The organism is Sneathiella glossodoripedis JCM 23214 (assembly GCF_000616095.1).
GTDB classification, from domain to species: Bacteria; Pseudomonadota; Alphaproteobacteria; order Sneathiellales; family Sneathiellaceae; genus Sneathiella; species Sneathiella glossodoripedis.
On the sequence record NZ_BAMS01000001.1, the window covers coordinates 1,237,498 to 1,257,047 of the forward strand.

The window sequence follows — 19,550 nt, forward strand, 5'->3', positions numbered from 1 at the left end:
CTCAGGCATTTACGTTTACGATAACGCGCCCTTTAACGGACCCGTCCAATAAGGATTTGGCTGTTGCGATTGCGTCGCCTAAGGGGATTTCAGAGGCCATCATTTCAAGATGCGAAATGTCCAAATCCTTGGCCAGTCTATTCCAGGCTTCGATACGTTTTTCACGTGGGCACATTACGCTATCGACACCGTTCAATATGACGCCACGTAAAATAAACGGCATAACTGTGGCTGGAAGATCAAATCCTTGCGCCAAACCGCAAGCTGCAACCGTACCACCGTATTTGGTGCTTGCGCATACATTGGCGAGGGTGTGGCTTCCGACTGTATCAATTGCGCCTGCCCAACGTTCTTTTCCTAAGGGGCGTCCTTTTTCAGAAAGTTCTGAGCGGTCGATGATTTCTTTCGCGCCAAGTGATTTGAGATACTCGGCCTCTTCGCGGCGGCCTGTGGACGCAATTACTGAGTATCCCAGCTTTGCCAGCAATGAAACGGCAACGCTACCTACACCACCGACCGCACCGGTTACCAGTATGTCGCCATCATTGGGGGTAACTCCTTGGTTTTCTAATGCCATCACGCAAAGCATTGAAGTATAGCCGGCTGTTCCGATTGCCATTGCTTGGCGACTGTCAAAACGATCTGGCAAGGGGACAAGCCAATCACCTTTAAGCCGCGCCTTTTGGGCAAGCCCACCCCAATGGACTTCGCCCACACCCCAGCCATTGAGGACGACTTTGTCTCCCGGTTTGTAATCTGGATGAGCACTTTGCTCTACGGTGCCTGCAAAATCGACACCTGGCACCATTGGGAATTTACGAACAACCGGTGATTTGCCAGTTATGGCTAAACCATCCTTGTAGTTTAATGTGGAATAATCGATGGATACTGTTACGTCACCTTCAGGCAATTGGTCTTCTGCGACTTCTGTCAACTGGGCATTATAGGTATCGTTATCATTGGTGATCAGTATTGCTTTCATTTGACCTTTCCTTTGTCAGTGATTTTTATTTTGAGTTATTTGCGAGAAAAAGACTTCTCTGAAAAGAAGTAGTGGGGCACGTGATTTAACAAGTTTTGATCTTAGGATCGCGCCTTCCCAGCCAATCCAGAAAAAGGCAGCCATTTGCTCTGATTGTATGTCTGGAGATAATTGATTCTGCTCTTTTGCTTGTTCCAGACAAGTTGCTATTCGCGCCTGCCAGGACTGAAAAATATTTTCCAGTCTCTCGCAAAAATCCTTATTCAGGCCAGATGCCTCCTGACCCAAATTTCCAACAAGACAACCACGGGTAAATCGGTGCTTTTCGATCCAATCAGTTGCCCCTTTTATAAAATTGTCAATTCTGGCGAGGGGCAACTCTGCCTCGTCAGTTAAATATTTATCCAGCAGATTTTCGAAATATTGGCCATATCTTTTAAGAACCTCATGGCCGAATTCTTCCTTGCTCTCAAAATAATGATAGAAAGAGCCTTTTGGGATACCCGTATCTGAAAGTAACTCGGTCAAACCAGTGCTAATAAACCCTTTTTCTGTCAAAAGGGACATACCCGATCTTATCAGCCGTTCACGTGTCTCCAGCCTGTTTTCGGCGAGCTTTGGTGGGCGGCCTCTTTTCCGCTTAATGGTTTGATTTGTTGTCATGACTGTATTTATAGACCGATCGTCTAAAAAATAACAAGTGACAATTGCTTTATGTTTGTAACTTCAACTTACTGCAACGAGACGGAACTATTTTTATGAAGGGTGATTGCCAAACAGAGCCAATTGATTTGCATCACCTTCAGGTGGGACAAACAGGTCAGTTGCCAGTTCATATTTACGGCCTTTAAATCCTAAATTTTTAGATGTTTTGTTAAATCTGGCTCGGGCGATTTCTGCGTATGGGCCTTTCGCACTCATTCGACTATGAAAGTTTGGATCATTTGCTTTGCCATCTCTCATTTCGCGAACAAACTTCATGATCTTGTTTGCTCGGTCAGGAAAGTGCACACCGACCCATTCTTCAAATAATCCAGCAACTTCATATGGCAGGCGAAGGGGAAGCATTGTCGCCTGACTGGCTCCGTGCTCTTTCGCTGCATGCAACAGATCTTCAATTTCCTGATCATTGATTGCGGGAATGATGGGGGCCAGTTGGACAATGACCCTTACCCCCGCGTTTGATAGTTTTTTGATAGCATTCAGGCGTTTATGGGGAGCGCTTGCTCTAGGTTCCATAATTCGGGACAGGCGGTTGTCTAAACTTGTCAGAGATATGCTTACACAATTTAGATTTCTGCCAGCCAAGGGTTGCAGAATGTCCAGATCTCTTAACACCAGATCTGATTTGGTTGTAATTGTAAAGGGATGATTGCAATCTGCCAACAGCTCAATAACCTGCCGTGTAATCTTATGGTGTCTTTCAATTGGTTGATAAGGGTCGGTGTTGGTTCCCAGCGCTATGGGTCTGCAAACATAATTTCTCTGTCTGAGTTCCTTGCGAAGTAGGTTGGCAGCATTTGGTTTGGCAAATAGCTGACTTTCAAAATCGACGCCTGCTGAAAGATCCATATAGGCGTGTGTCGGCCTCGCAAAACAGTAAATGCAACCGTGTTCACAGCCGCGATAGGGTTGATGGATCGGTCAAAGGGAAGATCAGGTGAGTGATTGCGAGTAATTATCGATTTTGGGTGTTCGATTGTGACGTGAGTTTTAAGTTTACTCTCTTCTGAAATTTCAGTCTGCCACCCATCGTAAAATACTTCACGTTCCTCTTGTAAAAAACGCGCCGAAGGATTTTGCGTAGTACCGCGACCTTTTACACGCCGGGTGTTAGCTTTATCTGCCAGAAAAAACGCCATATCCATATTATAGCGTAAAAAAAGAACAAATGAAGAACAAATTTAGGCGTTGCTGGATAAAATAGACAGACGATGAATGCTGGCTGCTTCAAGGAAACTAAACGCCGCTTCATCCAGTTCTTTGAAAGAAAAGGCAACCTGATTTTTGCCAAGAATTATCCGTGTTACCGTAGCTTTGCAGTTAACTGCTTGTCGGTGGCTAGGGTCATAGGATAGCTCTGTTACTTTTAGGACTTCTCCAACAGGGGGGCGACCAGTAAAGTCGCGAACTCTAAATCCTCCCAGGCTCCAGTCGTAGGTCTGAAAGGACTTGCCAGCCATCACAAGCGATAACCTTGGAAGTTCAAATCTACGGTCTTTACGATTATGTGACCGGTATTTACCCACAGTGAAAAATTTGACCATTGCCGTGCGAAAGTGTCCCCCAATAGATGATAGGGGCATTTTAGCCGTATATTTATTAACATTCCGTGATCAGCTTGATGAAAATTATCTAAACTTTCTCATACGGAAAATACGCTGACGGGCTTTGACTTTCAGTTAGCTTTTGCTTCTTTTTTGATGTTCGTTGAGGCGATCAAACAATTCAACGAAATTGCAGGGCAGGAAACGGTAGTCAAGTTGATGGACAAGGATATCATCCCAAGCATCTTTCACTGCTCCGGTGGAGCCGGGAAGCGCAAATAGATATGTACCATCCGTAACACCGGCCGTTGCGCGGGATTGAATTGTTGAAGTGCCGATTTTTTGGTAGCTCAGCATTCGAAATAATTCGCCAAATCCTGGGATATGTTTTTCATAAAGGGCTTCAAAGGCCTCAGGTGTAACATCCCTGCCAGTAACACCCGTGCCGCCTGTGGAAATAACAACATCAACAGCGTCGGATGCAATCCAGTCCTTTAGGCAGGATTGGATTTCCAAAATCTCATCCTTGATGATCTTTCGATCTGCAAGAAGGTGTCCTGCCTTTTCAATCCTGTCAACCAAGGTTTGACCTGAGCGATCTTCTTGTAAACCGCGAGTGTCGGACACAGTTAATACGGCAATTTTTACAGGAATAAAGGGACGGCTTTCATCAATTCCCGGCATTGTCAGCTACCTTTTCATCTAAAATGTCCAGTGGATGATATTCAGGCCAGTGCCCTTGTGCAATATCATCAAGAGCTGGAAGTTCTTGTCCAAGGCGATGCCTGTAAATCCAGAAGTTGGTCAGGACACGTTTGATAAACCCACGTGTTTCACGGCTTTGCATGGCTTCGATAAAGAATAATGGATCTTCGCTACCTTTTGCGCGCTTCTTCCATTTTATCAAATTTCCAGGTCCACCGTTATATGCAATAGCGAGGTAAAAAGATTATTTTCTACCGTATTGTCGCGCATCAAATACAAAAGATATTGCTGCCCGAGCTCTAGATTGTAGGAAGGATCAAATAATCGATTGTTTTTTCTGTTTCGCAAAGACTTGTCGCCCGCGATATAGCTGGCTGTTCTTGGCATGAGTTGCATCAGGCCTTTGGCGCCAGCAGGGCTTTGTGCTCTGCTGTAGAAACCAGATTCTTGCCGCATGAAAGCATAGAGAAGCGCACGATCAACTTTAAACCTATTTTTTGGTGCCCATTGTGGCAGTGGGTAAATTGCTGCATCCCATGGCTGATCTTTCCATTCCCACAAATATAATCCCATTCTCATAGCAACTGACGGAACTCCAATTCGCTCCGCAAACGAGAGAAGCATGGCAGCGTTATCAGTTCCAGTTGAGGCAAATTCGGTTCTAATTTCACGTTCAGAAAGATGATACTGCCCAGCCTCGCTAAGTGCCAGTGATCGGCGGATAGCCGGGCGCTTCAGGAGTTTACGAAGCGTTGCTTCCTTAAGCGGAGGTAATTCCCAGTTAAATGGTTTTTTGACCCCAAGCTGCCGCAGGGCTAACAAACCATAAAAAGTTCGTGGGTATTTGGCTGCTTTCAACAGATGAGCGTGTGTTTTTACAGGGTCTCCCAATTTAAGGAATGCACGCGATGCCCACCAGTTGGCGCGGGATGCGGTCCAATCAGTTTTCCGTTTGGTATTCGCCAGTGCGACAAAATGCTTAGCTGCTTTTGTGATCTGGTTCTGACGCCAGGCGGCAAGTCCGGCGGTCCAGTTTGCATGTGGCGTGAAGGAGGGCGCCTTTTTAAGGGCTCGATCAGCATACTCTATTGCCAGCTTGTCCTTGCCATAAAGAAAGAAGCTTTGCGCGATTTTTTCCTCAAGTTGAGCTGTTTCGACCCCATCCAGCAATTTCAGGATTTTTTTCTGATTTAGATATTCCGAAGCTGGGGTTGGTTGGCCGCGATACAGATATCGTCTGACAACACGTTTGGCATGAGCAACTTCGTTATTGGTCTGAGCTGAACGTTTCCGTTTGCTTTTATAGGCGCGAGAGACGAAAAAAGGTTGCCCCGGACCGGTACCACCAAGGTAGCCTTTGCGTTTGGGGCGTGGTGTTGGTTTCCAATCGGATAGATGACGGCTCACGGCAAGACGATAAAGATCGTCTGCAAATGGATGATCAGCATAGGATTTCATCCACATATGTAGCTCAGGATAGCTGGAGCGATATTTGGTTGGGTGCATGTAGCGTTGATATTGGACGTGACCAAGCAGGATTTTGTCGTCCAGTTTTTTGATAAGCCTGTCAGCTTTTTTCCAATCGCCGTTTGTTTGAAGATTGAAAATTTCTGCATAAAGAGCCGCGTCGGATTCGCTCAATATGCGTGGAAGTTCCTGAGCCTGACTTTGAGAAATTACTACCGTTAACGCAAACAGTGTGGCTAATATTCTTGCTGAGTTTTTCAAAGATGAGAGCAGCAAGGGAAATCTACAGGTTAAATAGTTAAACAAAACAACACCAACTTAAGACAGGTTCAGATGGCTCACTAGCTATCATGATGGCTCCAAAAGTGCAGCTTTTAGTTTGAGAAAATCCGCCCAAGCATGTTTTTTTGCAGCGGGATGTTCGATCAGGAAGGCAGGATGGAAAAGTGATAGCGTGCGGTAATCCTTTCCATTTATATGTGCCATTTCCCACTTTCCCCGTAATTTATTAATGCCTTCTTTTTTATCCAGCGTGAGTGCTGCCGCCTCCCCAAAGAGAAGAATGAATTTGGGTGCTTTTAGCTCGATATGGCGTTCAAGAAATGGACGGCATATGGTAATTTCTTCGCGTGTAGGCATCCGCCCCCCCGGTGGGCGCCAAGGAAGGCAGGCCATTAAATACTGTTCTTCAATATTAAGACCAATGGCCCCAAGCATTTTTGTCAGCAATTCCCCTGCAGCTCCAGAAAAAGGCTCGCCGCTACGGTCTTCATCCGCTGATGGTGGGCGGTCGATAATCATTAATTCAGACTGCGCATTTCCTTTTGAAAACACAGAACTGGTTGCCAGTGCCTTTAAGGAGCAACCTTCAAAAGATTTGATGGCTTGTCTTAATTCTTCCAGGCTGGATGCTTCCATCGCTGCTTTTTTCGCGCTCTCAATTGCGGCCGTGAAATTAATTGTCGGAGCAGGTTTAGGCCGGTTTTGTAGCGTGGATTGCAGCTTGGCACTGATGCTGATGGAAGGTTTGGGGGCTTTCGCGGGGGATTGAACAGGGCGAGTGGTGGAGCGTTCAAACCAGTTCACAGGTTCGTCCGTGATGGTTTCATCCACACCTGCTGAAAGGTAGAAGTCCAGTATTTCTTTAACGCTCAGTTCTGATTTCATGATCATAGCATAGCAGCCCTTTTCAAAAAACAGAACTGGCACAGGATGAATTTTCTGACTATTGGACGTAAATTACTAGAAATTTCAGCCGTATCTTGTCTTTCCGTTCCAAGTCACAGTTGCATTTTGCTCAATTCCCCAACGGAAGGGCAGAAAACTGCCGATATATTTGTAAAACGGGATTGACGCACCGCAAAAAAAATATAGTGTCGGTGAAAAAAAACATACTCAGGTGCGCATGGGAAAATTGTAATCTTCGAAAAACAGTGCCTGAATATTGAGTCCAATGTAGATGCTAGAAGAGGCTGGTTATGGAACGGGAATCTATGGAATTTGATGTTGTAATTGTCGGTGGCGGTCCAGCAGGATTGTCAGCAGCGATTAAATTACGACAGTTAAGCGCAGAAGCCGGGCTTGATCTAAGTGTCTGCGTTTTGGAAAAAGGCTCTGAAATCGGCGCTCATATTCTTTCTGGCAACGTGTTCGAAACGCGCGCGCTGGATGAACTGATTCCTGACTGGAAAGAAAAGGGTGCGCCGCTTAATACCCCGGTAAAAGCAGAGAAATTTTATTTCATGACGGAACATAGTGAAATGCGGTTCCCGAATATGCTGTTGCCAAAAGACCTGCACAATAAAGGCAATTATATCATCAGCCTCGGAAACCTGTGCCGTTGGCTTGCAGAGCAGGCTGAAGAAATGGGGGTAGAGGTCTATCCTGGATTCGCGGCTGCCGAAGTTCTCTATCATGAAGATGGTAGCGTAAAAGGTGTGGCAACCGGTGATATGGGTGTCGGTCGTGACGGGGAGAAGAAACCTACCTATGAGCCCGGCATGGAACTGCATGCAAAATATACCCTGTTTGCAGAAGGGGTGCGTGGCTCCCTGACCAAGGTGCTTTTTGATAAGTTTGATCTGCGGAAAGATTGTGATCCACAGGCATTTGGCATTGGTATTAAGGAAATTTGGGACCTCGATCCTGAAAAGCATCAGGAAGGCACTATTTTCCACACCTTTGGTTGGCCTCTCAAGTCAGATACCTATGGTGGTTCCTTCGTATATCATCTGGAAAACAATCAGGCGTATGTCGGATTTGTGGTGGCGCTTGATTACAGCAATCCATATCTGTCGCCATATGATGAGTTTCAGCGTTTCAAGACCCATCCAATGATGAAAGAGATGCTCGCGGGTGGCAAGCGAGTGGCCTACGGCGCGCGAGCAATTAACGAAGGTGGTTTCCAGTCTGTTCCGGAACTGGTGTTTCCGGGCGGTGCCGTCATCGGATGTTCAGCTGGTTTCCTGAATGTGCCCAAAATCAAAGGCACACATACAGCAATGAAAAGTGGCATGATGGCAGCCGAGGCTGCATTCAATGCGCTGAAAGAGGGCGGTGACAACCCTGTTAAGACATTGGAGGAATATCCGGAACTTTACAAACAGTCCTGGGTTTACAAAGAGCTATATAAGGTCCGTAACGCGAAACCTGCATTCCGTTGGGGGCTGCTGGCGGGTACACTGTATACCGGTATCTCTCTTAAATTGTTCCAGGGTAAAGAGCCATGGACTTTCGAAGTTCATGATGATCATTCGCAACTTAAAAAGGCCAGCGAATGTGAAAAAATTGAATATCCGAAATATGATGGTGTTTATAGTTTCGACAAACCATCTTCAGTATTCCTTTCCGCGACAAATCACGAAGAAGATCAGCCAATTCATTTGACGCTGAAGGATGACAGTGTCCCGGTTAATGTGAATTACAAGGAATATGCAGGCCCTGAACAGCGGTTCTGCCCTGCAGGTGTTTATGAGTTCCTGACTGACGACGATGGATCAAATCCAAGGTTGCAGATCAATGCTCAGAACTGTGTTCACTGTAAAACATGCGACATCAAGGATCCGACACAGAATATTAACTGGGTTGTTCCTGAAGGTGCAGGTGGCCCAAATTATCCAAACATGTAGGATAAAACCGGTTGTTTATGACTGGTTATCACTGAAAATGTAATTATCTCTGTTATCAAGCGGTGGGATATACTTTAATGTCTATTGCATGAAGTTGAAGATCGTCTTGATAACAGGGGCAGTTGATAAATGTCGCAGCAAATTGGCCGCAAACTAATCAGATTGGCAGCAGGAGTTGGGCTGTTAATTGGCGGAGGATGTTCGGCTGTCGGGCCCGGCACCGGGCGTGATTATGCTCCTGAAGTCTTTATGGATGAAGGTGGCGTCTCCAAGGACATTCCCGAAACTCTGGCGGGACAATATCTTGCCGGACGGCACGCTCTTCGTGAGGAAGATACCGAGCAGGCTTATCGGTTTTTCTACAAAGCCTATTCGGGAAATGATCAGGATGCACTCCTTCGTGATTACACATTCCGATCCGCTCTCGCCAACGGAAATATGCAAACTGCTTTGACGTTGGCTCAGAAAATCCTTCAGGAAGATAATCGGGATAATGAAATGGCGCGCTTGGTCGTGATCCTGAACGCGATCAAGGAAGGGCGAACTGAAGAAGCATATGGTGAGCTGCAAAAAGTCGATCCACGTGGCATTAATATCCTTTTGAAACCCGTTTTGAGTGCTTGGGTCTTGCTAGCAAGTTCCGAGCAGGCTGCGGCGATCGAAAGTCTGGATCAACTTGATCGATATGATGGTTTCAAGTTGCTTAAATCCTATCATCTGGCGTTGTTGGCGCATCAGGCCGGGATGGTTGATCTGGCCGCAGAGCAGTATGAGGCCGCTTTGAAAGGGCCGTCCGGCCAATCGGTCAGACTGGTGCAATCTTATGGCACGTTTTTGATTGAAACAGGCCGCGCTGATGACGCCAGAAAACTGTTCGAAGACTACAAAAAACGCTTTCCACAAAGCCCCACAATCAACAAGCTGTTGGAACTGGTGGGGGATGGCAAAAGCATTAATCCGCTGATTTCCAACCCACTAGAGGGAGCGGCAGAGGCGCTTTATAGTTCTGCTGCGATAATCGGGCAGGAGCAGGCAAGCTCGACTGCAATTACAATGGCGTATTTTGCTTGATGTTGCGGCCGGACCTGACGGTTGCGAATGTGTTGTTGGCGGAGTTGTTTGAAGATCGCGATCAGGATGAAAAAGCGCTGGAGTATTATGAGCGGGTTCCAGAAAAATCCCCCTATTTTCTGAATGCACAGATTCGTGTCGCCTGGTTGAAATACAAACTTGGCCAGGAAGATAACGCGCTCGCCAGTGTAAAGAAGCTCGCAAAAGAAAACCCTGCTGAAATTGAGCCATTAATTGTCCTCGCCGATATGAGTCGTGACCGTAAAGATTGGGGCGGCGCTGCGCGTGCTTACAGCAAGGCAATTGATAATATTGGCGATGCTAAAGGGCGGTTATGGTCTCTTCTATATGCGCGCGGTATTGCCTATGAGCGGATGAAGGTCTGGGAGAAGGCAGAGGCAGATTTATTGGCCGCGCTGGAGTTACGCCCGGATCATCCGCAAATATTGAATTATCTGGGGTACTCTTGGGCGGACCGCGGTGAGAAGCTTGATGAGGCAAAAAAACTCTTGATCAAAGCTGTCTCTCTTCGGCCGCAAGATGGGTATATTGTTGACAGTCTCGGCTGGCTTTACTATCGCGTGGAAGATTTCAGAAACGCGACTTTGCAACTGGAAAAGGCCGTATCGCTACAACCCGAAGATCCGACAATTAATGACCATTTGGGCGACGCTTACTGGCGTGTCGGGCGAAAAGATGAGGCACGTTACCAATGGCAACGGGCTTTGTGGCTGGAGCCCGAACCAGATCAGATCCCTTTAATTCAAAACAAGTTAAAAAACGGGCTGCCACCGATTGATCAGAAAACCAAATGACCCATTCGGTAACAGCACGGGCGAAAATCAACCTGACCCTTGAAGTGACAGGGCGCCGGGTGGACGGGTACCATACCCTGCAGAGCGTAGTTGTTTTCACCCAATACGGTGACCAACTGTCAGTCTCAAAAAGCGATCACTTGGAGCTTGAATGCAGAGGACCCTTCTCCGAAGGGCTGGGTACTGGTGCAGATAACCTTGTTTTGCGCGCTGCAAAAGCAGTTCAGGACTATGCTGGCGTTGGGCTGGGCGCGAAAATTACCCTGACTAAAAATTTGCCTGTCGCTTCCGGGATTGGAGGTGGGTCTGCTGATGCCGCTAGCACTCTACTTCTTCTAAATCGGTTGTGGGATCTGAACATTTCACAGGGTGAGTTATTGAAACTGGCTGCTACTCTTGGGGCGGACGTGCCGGCTTGTGTCACGGGGAAGCCTCTGTTGATGGAGGGTATTGGCGATAAAATAACGCCCCTTCAACAATTTCCAGGTCTGCCAATTCTGTTGGTTAACCCCGCTCATGCGGTCGAAACACCAACTGTATTCAGGCAGTTGAATTTTCTGGAAAAGAAGGCGAGACCGGTTCCATCGTTATCGCTAAGTTCGGTAACTTTGGATGACATTATCTGTGGGCGAAATGATCTGCAGGCTCCGGCGATTGAATTGTTACCCGTGATTGAGGATGTTTTGGCCGTCCTAAGTCAGCAAAGCGGTGTACTCCTTACGAGAATGAGTGGAAGCGGGGCAACCTGCTTTGCCCTGTTTGACAGCGCAGATGATTGTATCAAGGCAGGGGATCAAATTCGGAAACTTCAACCTGCGTGGTGGGTGCAGGATACATTTATCGAAGGTGGGTAGGAATTTATGAGGCGATTGGGGGGGATATACTGCAATCTGATTCTGATTGCCCTGTCGCTGATTGCCTGCAGTACCCCTTCACGCAATTTTCAGCCACCGGTCCGTTTCAACAGCCCGGTAATCTCAGATGAAGCGTTGGTTTGGCAGGGGGGACGTATTGCTGTTCCGGTGCGGGGATCTGCAGGATCCCTGATTACAACCAATCCCTCAGGCCCCGATTTGCATGAGCTTGCGGGCGCAAAACCAAATACACGCTGGCCCGTCATTTTAATTCTGGAAGCTTGTTCTGAAGACAGTCCACCCCGGCTCTTGCATGCGCTCGCAGAGCAGGGGTTTGTTGCCATTTCGCTTTCCAGTCATCAACGCAGGCATGTGCTGTCCCCCTGTCAAAGGGGCACACAAACAGACGAGGCGGATGCTGAGTTTCAAAGATTAAAGCAGGCCGAGTTGGTCTATGCAATGCGGCTGCTGAAAACGGCGTCTTGGGTGGATGAAAACAATATTTTTTTGCTCGGACAAAAAGAAAGCGCCAATTTGGTCGCGCGCATCAATGATAGCAGTCTTCGGGGCCGTATACTGGTAAACTGGCCCTGTATTGAGGATAACACCGGGGCCTCGATAGTTTCTGGGGACAGCCCGGTATTCACGGTTTTCACCGCCGCAAAGCCTGAGCAGACGGGTGCTATCAAACATTGCGAAGGGTTGCTGTCTGTAAATACAAACAATCAGTCTGTAACGCTGCATCAGTCCTACGCGCTGAATGTTTTACTGGAACCAATTGCCTTTACACAACTGCTGCAATTCATGGACCGACAGCTTTTTCGATAAAAATCCGAATAAAGTCATTTTAAGGCTTGAGCTTGCCGAACAGTTTATATAGAAAGAGGGCCGCATTGGGGTGTCGCCAAGTGGTAAGGCAACGGGTTTTGATCCCGTCATGCGCAGGTTCGAATCCTGCCACCCCAGCCACTCCTTCTTCATATCCTTGTAATACCTGAATAAGAGCGCTTTTCGTAACGCTTGAGCTATGGGTAATTACGGTATGAAGGTCACACAAAGGTACCACAAAGGTACCACAAAGCGCCCCCCTCACTTGTACCAGAAAGGTGCACTGTACTATTACAGGAGAAGACTTCCTTCCTTTCTTGGTCGTAGTGAAATTCGATTATCACTGAAGACCAGAGATTTCTATGAAGCTGCGTTTCTTTGTAGGATGTTGGAAGGTAAGTTCGTCGAGTTTCTGAGTGCGAATAGCAAGAGTGCCGATCTGAAAATGAGTAATGATGAATTTGAGAGAGTTGACCTCAAGCCAATTCTCAAAAAGTGCCTAGAAGAGTTCCTTGAAGTTGATGCAGATCATCATCGTGAAGCGCCCCCAAGAAAGCCCCTGTACGGCGGAAGGCGCCATAACATCGATCAGACGGTTCAAGACGTAGACATCGAAACACTCTCCCTTCTGCGAGGTGATTATAGAGATGCTTTACGTGACCGAAACACGAGGCTCGTTGAAAAACAAGCTCTCGCGCTTATGGAACGCCACAACATCCCAATTGAACAGCAGACTGAATTTTCACTTGGATTACTGAAAGTGCTTCTCGAATATAGTTCAATCGCCGTGCAAAGGGTTGAGAGTTTTGGAGATGTCCCATGGTTACCCAAAAACTCCCTTGAAATGGAAACAGGTGGAGAACCAGAAAGTAGCGAGGGAAATGGCCCTCTACTGTCAACACTGTTACCGGACTACTTCGACCACCAGTTGACGGAAACTGGCTGGAGTCAGCAAACTTTGAAACAGAATACGGCTACGATTGAGCGGTTCATTGAATTGGTAGGCGACAAACCCATTCAGTCTTATCAGCGTGAGCATCTTGGTGAATTCTATACCGTCGCCCTGAAAGTTCCCGCAAAATGGGGACAGGTTCCTGCATGGAGAGAGATGAAATGGAAAGACTTAGTCGAAGCGACAAAGGGTGATGACACCATTCCACGGCTCACAAAGAGGACGTTGGAGCGACATTTTCATGCTTTAGGAGGGCTGTTCAAGCACTTCAAACAACTTGGAAAGTACGTGGGAGAGAACCCAGCGAGTGGCTTTACTTTTCCTAGTGGAAAGAACAAATCAGTGACATTGGGGTTTGATCGGCAAGAGTGGAAAGGTGAAAAGATCGTGAAACTTTTTGGTTCTCCTCTTTGGCAGGGCTGCAAAACTGAAAATAAGCGATACTTGAAGGGGGAACTGGTCATCAAGGACGAGAAATTCTGGTTGCCTCTGCTTGGTCTGTACCATGGCAACCGATTGGAAGAGTTTGCTCAGCTGACCCGAAATGATCTAAAGCTGGAGAATGATATCCCTTATTTTGATATTCAGGATGTACTGGAGGGCAACCACTTGAAGAACAAGCAATCTGCAAGGCGAGTTCCAGTGCACCCGACTTTGATCGATTGGGGGATTATTCAATATATCGAAAACGTCGCCCCTAACCCTGCTGATCGGATTTTTCCTAATCTTAGACGCGCAGGACCTGACCAAAAGTTTGGAGTAAACTTTTCAAAATGGTTCACGCGGTATCGGCAGAAGATCGGAGCCTATGAAAGAGGTGTTGATTATCAGTCATTCCGTCATGGCGTAGTAACGAAACTTCATGATGCTGGAGTGGCATCAGTGGTGGTGAACCAACTTGTTGGTCATGAAGGGCAGGGAACAGGCGAAAAGGTTTATCTGAAAGGGCTTTCCATTGAGAAGCTCCATGAAGGTATTTCACGGGTGAGTTGGCCTGAGGTTGAGAAGCTGTTTGTAAAGGTTCAAAAGTGCTAGGAGTCGTTTGTTGCTATTTCCTAATCAGTAGACAGTTTTACCGCGCGTTAAAAACCCATTGAAGTTGTTTTGATTGGATGCTAGGCAATTAAGGGTAATTTCTGACTCCCTAAAAGTGCGAGGCTCCACATGACAGGTAGGAAGCCAAAACCACCTTCGATCTGGTCATTTTCAGAGTTCGTCAAATCTATTAAGCTACATCGAGAAGAACTGAAGCGAGATAGGGTTGACGGACATAAAGCTAAAGTGCTGCGACTATCTCGAGAAATTAAAGAATATGAAAATCCGGAGCTCAAGGTCGCACGTGAAAAGGAAGAAGCCAGACGTTACGGTCTTGAATATAGAAAGTACGGAATTTCTCCAGGGCTTCATATGTTCATGATCGAACTATGGAAGCATTTCATAATCCCAAGTGTTATTGTTTTGGTTCTCGGTGGTATACCAATGCTCTTCGTTGCGTGGCTAATTCAGTAGGTAGACAGGATCATCGGGATTGCCTCGAAGGCCTATGAGTTGAGCAGCCCGACTTCATTTGCACGTCACTAATCACTACTATGCTAAGAAGGTCTCTTCCGTCCTTTTCTACGTTGGCTAGCTTTGCCGAAATCTTCTTTCCAAGCTGGTAGACTATACAGCGTTTCTAGGAGATGTGTTATGATTTTTAGTGCGTTGCGTAGTTCAGATTTGTCTGGAAGGCCCACGACAGTAAATGAAAGTACTTTTTACCCTGATTTTATTTTTGAGAGATTGCTCAATGATATCATTCATCTTATAATTGCAGAAACGAGAATGCACTGCTACACTCCTTCAATCAATTTTAAGCAATTCAAACGCGACTGCAGATCCATCACGCCATGAAGAATTTCCTAATACGAGTTATGATTCCTCTCATTTTGCTCGGTACCCTTGCGTACAAGTTTTCCCCGGTATCGGAACGAGTTTCTTATATGGTGGGAGCCCCGCAATATGTCCTGTCAGGTACCCTAGAACGAAAAGGCTTGAACACATTTGACATTGACGGAAAGCGCATACTTATAGTCGGGGTGGGGTTCCCTAGAGCCGACCAAACATGCATTCAAGACACGGAACATCCCATGTTCTCCTGCTTAGAACGCTCTACAGAAATGACAACGGAGTATTTACCAGAGACACCAGTGCGTTGCGACGTTCTGTTTGAGCTTGGCAGCGACAAAGTTGGAATTGCCAATTGCTTTGATGGTGACATCAACATAGGCGCTGAACTCATCAAAAGAGGTATCGCATATGCTGAACGTAGATTTGCAGGGGGGATATACCTCCCAGAAGAATATTTGGCAAGAGTCAAAGAGGTTGGCCTGTGGTCGAACTACCATATGCACCCTGAGGACCATCGAGTACAAAGACAAGAAGCAGAAATGCGATACCGAGCAACCAGACACCTTGGATCAAATGGCCCAAAAATCATTGAACACTTTAGAAAAAAATATGAAACAGACGGAGGGCTAATCAAGCCTCAAGATGAATAAGAGTGGCATCAAATGAAAGATGAAGGGGGAAGGTAATGGGTAAAGACATTAGCGTTCTTTTTGATGGCTTCAAGGGGTTCAAAGATCTTTCAGAGTGGATCAAAGTAGATGATAGCTTCAAGTGTGCCAACGTCGAAACATAGGTAGCCATAAAACGAAAATGGAAGCTGACCATGGATTTGAAAGAAGCGGAAGCGATCAAAATAATTTCTGATGAGCACTGCTGAATACAAGTATAGAAAGAAAAAGGAAAATAAGGCATATGAAATTTTTAGCTATATTTGGAATTGCGAGTTTGTTGATAGGTTGCGCATCAACGAATACTGGATCATCAGTAAACTCTCTTACAGAGTCATTGGTAAACTCGTATTTGACCGAAACAAACGGAAGATTTCCAAGAGTGGAAAGGGCCCTCGTATTTGTTAAAGCCACACAAGAGGACAAAGAACTGATCACCCACGTACTTCACGCTGTCCCCGGAAAATCAAAAGAAATGCGAATGCCTCAAAACGAGTACACTGATAAATTGCGTGAGGAGTACCTTTGGACATGCACGAACAAAAATTTTTACGCTCTAATCAATTCAGGTTACAGCTTCCACCTGAAGATCATTGACTACAGAGGCAGCACTTCAGCTCTAAGTCATTCAGAACTCAGTACAATCGACATCACGCAGCAATTTTGTGATTTTACGCATATGAAGCATCAAACAAAACGTAGTTGAGCAGCTATTCTGGTAAAAAAATCTGAGGGGGTAATAATCTCCTTCTCGCCAGCAATCTCCCCCGTAGCCCCCTAAAGCTCTCCTATAGGCCTCTAATTGGGTGCCCCCGGTTACACATAAAAGCTTGCCCCTTTGGCTAGCTCAAGCCGTCACCTTTTGAAGGTTTGGCTTCAACAAGTACCAAGCGAAAGTCACCATACATCCTTCCCAGCAGAAACTTGATGGCAACGATGGATGTCTATATTCCTATCGCCGCTCCAATTGCTTCATATACTTATTCGTTTGCAGGATGCCTAAGTCCAAGAGCCCCCACCACAAAGCCGATTACAAAAGTGACCGCCGCTCTAAGCGCACCGCCAACTATCATTGCAACCAGATTACGCCACACGATGGCCCACCATACACGCGCTACTCTTCGCCAATTAATTTCAACTTCTTTGTAATCCCCCGAAATTGAAGCTCAACCAACCTTAACAATCAGAAGGTGTTTTTTCAACAACCCAGAACTCCCTCAGGTGTGTTACTCTTAACCAAGATCATACGGAACACTCTCAGACACTCAAAAAATCGTTACAATAAGATTGCTCTTGATTTTTGTAACAATAAACGTTACGTATCCTTAGATTCAAGCGTAACACAATTCCATAACCTGAAGGGTGACACATGAAGATCGGATATGCACGAACAAGCACCTTGGACCAACTTGCTGGGTTCGAAGCACAGGTGAAAGAATTGGAAGCCTTAGGGATCGACAAGGTATTCAAGGAACAAGTCAGCGCTACAAGTAAACGTCCTGAATTAGAACGTGCACTGGATTATCTGCGTGATGGGGACACCTTGGTTGTCACTAAATTAGATCGGCTTGCCCGAAGTGTGAAACATCTCGGGGAAATCGTAGAACTCATTGAAAGCAAGGAAGCTCACCTTCGCATTCTCAATCTTGGCATCGACACTAGCGAACCTACGGGAAAACTCGTGCTGAACCTGCTTGGCTCTGTTGCTCAGTTTGAACGGGAGATGATGCTAGAGCGCCAACGAGAGGGTATCGCCAAGGCGCAAGCAGAGGGAAAATACAAGGGACGTCCTGCCAAGATCGACAAGGAAATGATCATCCAGCGCCATGCAAACGGTGAAAGTCCAACTGCGATTGCAAAGGAGATGGGGGTGAGTCGAACGGCAGTCTACAGGGCACTTGGTCGGGTCACAGATAAGCGCCCCGAGAGAAATCTGAAAGCCATACAGGGAGCTGAAACAGGCTCCTGAAGCCGGTGGATCCGTCACTGAGAAGGGCAACCCATGGTACCCTGCCAGTTTCTCAAAAATGCTAGATCGACTTTAAAATCAAATTAGTTTGCCTAAACTTCATTTAATTCATCCGGTCCTTGCTGAATTGACCAAGTGGATACAAAGTCTGGGTCCACAACGATCTCATCACTGTCCTTCATTTGATACTCTCCCGGCTCCGCTGGATGGATGGCTTCTTCATCGAAAGGAATGGAGAACTCTTCTCCATTATCTTCTCTCATAAACCACACAGTCTCTTCACCCACAGCAGTAATTTTGCCGTGCAGTTGGAGCCTTTCTGTGATTTCCCCTTCTCGGTCAAAATACGTAAGCCCTACCAAAAGATGCTTTCCAATGAGCTCTTTTTTCATATTCATCCCCGAAGTCTTTCACCAATAACAATACGCTACCTTTGAGTGCGTAAATAAGCAGTTAACACACCAAATTTTCCATTCTTTAATAAGTATCCCCCTTAGGGGAGGACACTTAATGCCCTGCTTCTCCCACCTTGTCTCGCCACCATTGTTTCCAGTCTTTTCTCATCATTCCGAATAAACCCCCACCTTAGTAGAACCGCTTACCACTCCCGAAAAGATTCTCGTTCTACGTAAAGACATTCACAACTCAAACCTACACTAGGAGAACCCATGAAACCTCCTCAAAGGGCATTCAATCCATGGCGAAGAGCCAAATCTGAGAGCGCCAAGACCCTCGTGCAACTGATCACTAAAACCATAGAAGAACACGAGAAAGCTCAAAAACTCAGAACCCGAAAGCGAAGAGCAGCAGATCAATTGACATTTGAGAATATCGTAGAGGCCATCATCATGGACATTACTCACTGTCACTTGATCGGCATCCATCAAGGGATCCACATGAGCTTCTCCAACAGTCGCCTTGGGGTGAAAAGCAGGTATCGTCCTGAGGTTCTGTCGCAAACTCTCCCAACAGTCGTCCAGCGCCTCTCGATGCCTGAACTCAATTACGTCATCTTTCAAGTTGGTGAGAACGGCAAAGGAAAAAGCCGTCAACAGACCTCCGTTAGTATCGGGCCTCAACTGAAGCATCTGATCCATGAGATGGGTCTCACGTTGCAGGATATCGATGAGAGCCTTGATCGAGAAAGCATCGAGTTGAGAGAACCTAAAGACCGATCAGCCTCTTCCCGAGGGCAACCCATCGAGTACACCGACAGTGAAATGACAGAAGCATTGCGAGAGGAAATGCGTTCTATCAATGAGTGGCTTCAAGAAGCGGACTTGCAACTTACCTCCAACTCATGCAGTCAATCAGCAAACAACTGGATCAATGACGAAGAAAGGTTCCTTAAGCGTATCTTCACACATGGTTCATTTGAATCTGGAGGGCGTCTTTATGGGGGATTTTGGCAACAACTTAGAAAGACAGAAAGATTTGAGGGCTTGACGATACAGGGAGAAAGGATTGCTGAAGTCGACTATGGACAAGTTGGTTTACGGATCGCGTACAGTTTCGCAGATCATCATCCCCCTTCAGATGACTTGTACGAAATACCCGGGCTTGAGAATTACCGACAGGGAATAAAGAAATTGTTGAATGCCATGCTATTCAATTACGGGCCTCTAAGAAGGAAACCTTACGGGACCAAGAAGATGTTACCTGTCAATCAGTCCGTTTCCTCTTTGCAGGAAGCCATTATCCAAAAACATCAGCCCATTGAAGACCTCTTTGGAACGGGCATCGGTCATCATATTCAACGGATTGAAAGTGACATCTTGGTAAAGGTCCTTTTGAAGCTCAGAGAGGAAGGCATCGTATCTCTACCCATTCATGATGCTGTGCTGGTGCCTCGTTCAACTGTAGACATCACTTCAAGGATTATGCTTGAAGAATTTAAGGGCCTGACAGGCATCCAAGGTTCGGTATCTGTCAGTGTAGGGGATGATTGAGAGGG

At 46.5% G+C, this 19,550-nt stretch carries 18 protein-coding genes, 1 tRNA gene and 2 pseudogenes; 12 read left to right on the forward strand and 9 right to left on the reverse strand.

The window, feature by feature from the left end:
• Position 1: 1 nt before the first annotated feature.
• The 8 genes and pseudogenes from acuI to JCM23214_RS06215 all read right to left on the reverse strand — a co-directional run bounded on the left by acuI (position 2) and on the right by JCM23214_RS06215 (position 6,594).
• Positions 2 to 982 carry an acrylyl-CoA reductase (NADPH) gene (gene acuI / locus JCM23214_RS06180; protein WP_025898189.1) on the reverse strand — a complete coding sequence of 327 codons (981 nt, stop codon included), beginning with the start codon at positions 980 to 982 and terminating at the stop codon, positions 2 to 4.
• A 15-nt stretch (positions 983 to 997) separates the two neighbouring features.
• Positions 998 to 1,645, reverse strand: coding sequence for an acrylate utilization transcriptional regulator AcuR (gene acuR / locus JCM23214_RS06185; RefSeq protein WP_025898190.1), 648 nt, complete (start codon positions 1,643 to 1,645; stop codon positions 998 to 1,000).
• Between the two features lie 93 nt (positions 1,646 to 1,738).
• A pseudogene (locus JCM23214_RS19410) lies at positions 1,739 to 2,850 on the reverse strand (PA0069 family radical SAM protein).
• A gap of 36 nt (positions 2,851 to 2,886) precedes the next feature.
• Complete coding sequence (locus JCM23214_RS06195; protein ID WP_025898191.1) at positions 2,887 to 3,249, reverse strand: PilZ domain-containing protein; 363 nt, start codon at positions 3,247 to 3,249, stop codon at positions 2,887 to 2,889.
• Positions 3,250 to 3,384: 135 nt separating this feature from the next.
• The gene (gene moaB / locus JCM23214_RS06200) at positions 3,385 to 3,933 is read right to left on the reverse strand and encodes a molybdenum cofactor biosynthesis protein B (RefSeq protein WP_025898192.1); all 549 of its coding nucleotides are present in this window, start codon (positions 3,931 to 3,933) and stop codon (positions 3,385 to 3,387) included.
• On the reverse strand, positions 3,920 to 4,156 hold the full coding sequence (locus tag JCM23214_RS06205; protein WP_025898193.1) for a lysozyme family protein: 237 nt from the start codon (positions 4,154 to 4,156) through the stop codon (positions 3,920 to 3,922). Before JCM23214_RS06205 ends, moaB begins: the two co-directional genes overlap by 14 nt.
• Entirely contained in the window at positions 4,153 to 5,595 is a 1,443-nt protein-coding gene (locus JCM23214_RS06210; protein ID WP_025898194.1) for a lytic transglycosylase domain-containing protein, read from the reverse strand. Before JCM23214_RS06210 ends, JCM23214_RS06205 begins: the two co-directional genes overlap by 4 nt.
• A 174-nt stretch (positions 5,596 to 5,769) precedes the next feature.
• Positions 5,770 to 6,594: a uracil-DNA glycosylase gene (locus JCM23214_RS06215; RefSeq protein ID WP_025898195.1), complete on the reverse strand. Its 825-nt coding sequence runs from the start codon at positions 6,592 to 6,594 to the stop codon at positions 5,770 to 5,772.
• Positions 6,595 to 6,899: 305 nt separating this feature from the next.
• On the opposite strand from JCM23214_RS06215, the gene JCM23214_RS06220 reads away from it, so the two are divergent.
• The 11 genes and pseudogenes from JCM23214_RS06220 to JCM23214_RS06275 all read left to right on the forward strand — a co-directional run bounded on the left by JCM23214_RS06220 (position 6,900) and on the right by JCM23214_RS06275 (position 17,596).
• Complete coding sequence (locus JCM23214_RS06220) at positions 6,900 to 8,549, forward strand: electron transfer flavoprotein-ubiquinone oxidoreductase (protein ID WP_025898196.1); 1,650 nt, start codon at positions 6,900 to 6,902, stop codon at positions 8,547 to 8,549.
• A gap of 129 nt (positions 8,550 to 8,678) precedes the next feature.
• Entirely contained in the window at positions 8,679 to 9,620 is a 942-nt protein-coding gene (locus JCM23214_RS06225; protein ID WP_025898197.1) for a tetratricopeptide repeat protein, read from the forward strand.
• The gene (locus JCM23214_RS06230) at positions 9,620 to 10,435 is read left to right on the forward strand and encodes a tetratricopeptide repeat protein (RefSeq protein WP_025898198.1); all 816 of its coding nucleotides are present in this window, start codon (positions 9,620 to 9,622) and stop codon (positions 10,433 to 10,435) included. Before JCM23214_RS06225 ends, JCM23214_RS06230 begins: the two co-directional genes overlap by 1 nt.
• Positions 10,432 to 11,289 (forward strand): 4-(cytidine 5'-diphospho)-2-C-methyl-D-erythritol kinase, encoded by an 858-nt coding sequence (locus JCM23214_RS06235; protein WP_025898199.1) that lies wholly within the window; start codon positions 10,432 to 10,434, stop codon positions 11,287 to 11,289. The genes JCM23214_RS06230 and JCM23214_RS06235 overlap by 4 nt, the downstream gene beginning before the upstream one ends.
• A gap of 6 nt (positions 11,290 to 11,295) precedes the next feature.
• Complete coding sequence (locus JCM23214_RS06240) at positions 11,296 to 12,117, forward strand: dienelactone hydrolase family protein (RefSeq protein ID WP_025898200.1); 822 nt, start codon at positions 11,296 to 11,298, stop codon at positions 12,115 to 12,117.
• Between the two features lie 66 nt (positions 12,118 to 12,183).
• A tRNA-Gln gene (locus JCM23214_RS06245) sits at positions 12,184 to 12,258 on the forward strand.
• A 73-nt stretch (positions 12,259 to 12,331) separates the two neighbouring features.
• Positions 12,332 to 12,514: pseudogene (locus JCM23214_RS26530) on the forward strand (DUF6538 domain-containing protein); the annotation flags it as partial.
• Between the two features lie 48 nt (positions 12,515 to 12,562).
• Entirely contained in the window at positions 12,563 to 14,104 is a 1,542-nt protein-coding gene (locus tag JCM23214_RS22200; RefSeq protein WP_159104305.1) for a site-specific integrase, read from the forward strand.
• A 129-nt stretch (positions 14,105 to 14,233) separates the two neighbouring features.
• Entirely contained in the window at positions 14,234 to 14,578 is a 345-nt protein-coding gene (locus tag JCM23214_RS06255) for a hypothetical protein (RefSeq protein ID WP_025898202.1), read from the forward strand.
• A gap of 620 nt (positions 14,579 to 15,198) precedes the next feature.
• Positions 15,199 to 15,609 carry a thermonuclease family protein gene (locus tag JCM23214_RS23305; RefSeq protein ID WP_148301780.1) on the forward strand — a complete coding sequence of 137 codons (411 nt, stop codon included), beginning with the start codon at positions 15,199 to 15,201 and terminating at the stop codon, positions 15,607 to 15,609.
• 1,387 nt (positions 15,610 to 16,996) lie between these two features.
• Positions 16,997 to 17,596, forward strand: a complete 600-nt coding sequence (locus JCM23214_RS06275) for a recombinase family protein (protein ID WP_025898205.1) — start codon at positions 16,997 to 16,999, stop codon at positions 17,594 to 17,596.
• A gap of 92 nt (positions 17,597 to 17,688) precedes the next feature.
• Here JCM23214_RS06275 and JCM23214_RS06280 read toward each other — a convergent pair whose 3' ends face one another.
• Positions 17,689 to 17,988, reverse strand: coding sequence for a hypothetical protein (locus tag JCM23214_RS06280; protein WP_025898206.1), 300 nt, complete (start codon positions 17,986 to 17,988; stop codon positions 17,689 to 17,691).
• Positions 17,989 to 18,264: 276 nt separating this feature from the next.
• Here JCM23214_RS06280 and JCM23214_RS06285 point away from each other — a divergent pair, with 276 nt between their 5' ends.
• Positions 18,265 to 19,545 carry a hypothetical protein gene (locus tag JCM23214_RS06285; RefSeq protein ID WP_025898207.1) on the forward strand — a complete coding sequence of 427 codons (1,281 nt, stop codon included), beginning with the start codon at positions 18,265 to 18,267 and terminating at the stop codon, positions 19,543 to 19,545.
• The last annotated feature ends 5 nt before the right edge of the window (positions 19,546 to 19,550 follow it).